The 1,039-nt window shown below is 42.3% G+C and carries 3 protein-coding genes; all 3 read left to right on the top strand.

The window, feature by feature from the left end; genetic code table 11:
* Positions 1-303 (top strand): hypothetical protein (locus R7035_RS26005; RefSeq protein ID WP_318146419.1); only part of this gene is annotated, 303 nt, incomplete at its 5' end.
* Between the two features lie 43 nt (positions 304-346).
* Positions 347-589 carry a type II toxin-antitoxin system ParD family antitoxin gene (locus R7035_RS26000; protein WP_012615282.1) on the top strand — a complete coding sequence of 81 codons (243 nt, stop codon included), beginning with the start codon at positions 347-349 and terminating at the stop codon, positions 587-589.
* Complete coding sequence (locus R7035_RS25995) at positions 582-866, top strand: type II toxin-antitoxin system RelE/ParE family toxin (RefSeq protein ID WP_012615283.1); 285 nt, start codon at positions 582-584, stop codon at positions 864-866. Before R7035_RS26000 ends, R7035_RS25995 begins: the two co-directional genes overlap by 8 nt.
* Positions 867-1,039 lie beyond the last annotated feature (173 nt).

The following is a 1,039-nucleotide window of genomic DNA, read 5'->3' as shown; positions in this document are numbered from 1 at the left end:
TGCACCAAGAAAATCGGCGTTGCCGGTTTTCCTGGTATATGGATGAGAGTTTGGACCTTCAAATCTCATGATACGCTTGATGGAAGAATCTATGAGAAAGAGGCTGTTATGTTTATTCGAGTTATTTTTACAGCATTATCATTTTGCGCTGTTTTCATTGTGGTGAGTGACAACATACCGGGTTGGGGGAATGCTTTGGGGTGGAGTTACATCTTGGGTATGTTGGCTCTGGGGGTAATAACATTGAAAGCCGAACAGCTCATGGCATGGTGTGATAAGCAATTAGCGAAAAAGAGAAAATGAAGAGGTATACTAGGTGTGTTAATAATTAACACATGGTGATTTTATGGCTAGAACAACAAGCGTCACAATCGGAGAATCTCTTGATTGTTTTATCGAAAGAATGATCGCAACAGGTCGTTATGGCTCAACAAGTGAAGTGATGAGAAGTGCATTGCGACTACTCGAACAACAAGAGAATCAACAAGACTTACTGCGAAAAGCGCTCGATGAGGGTGAGGCGAGCGGAGAGTGTTCCTTGTCATTAAAAGAAGTGGCAGCAAGAAGAAAGGCCAAGCTGCATGTATAAACTTTCCCAAAAAGCAGCAGACGATTTTGGGGATATCTACGAATATACCTTTTTAAATTTTGGCGCAGAGCAAGCCGACAACTACACCGATGAAATGGAACAATGTTTACAAACTCTGTCAGAGGCACCATTCATTGGTCGAGATTGTTCCGAACTTCGTTCTGGCGTACGTCGTCATGATCATCAGAAACACGCCATTTTTTATCGAGTTCGAGAGTTCGATATCTTTGTTATCCGGATCTTGCACCAACAGATGAACCCAATGTTGCATCTTTAAATTACTTAATTTTTTGATAAAACCTAGAAAAACGCCCCTTAGAGGGCGTTTTTTGTTTCAAACGAACAGCGCCATCTTTGCCCTGTAAATCGCCTGAAAAGCGTCACAAACTTTCAGGCCGATTTCTGGGTCAGTAGGGCATAGTGAGTGCTTAAAAACGTGCCTAGAGCCTC

Origin of the sequence: Vibrio sp. 1731, assembly GCF_033339955.1 — a bacterium.
Lineage (GTDB): Bacteria > Pseudomonadota > Gammaproteobacteria > Enterobacterales > Vibrionaceae > Vibrio > Vibrio alginolyticus.
The sequence above is the reverse complement of the archived record's forward strand: the minus strand, read 5'-3'. Positions and strand labels throughout refer to the sequence as shown.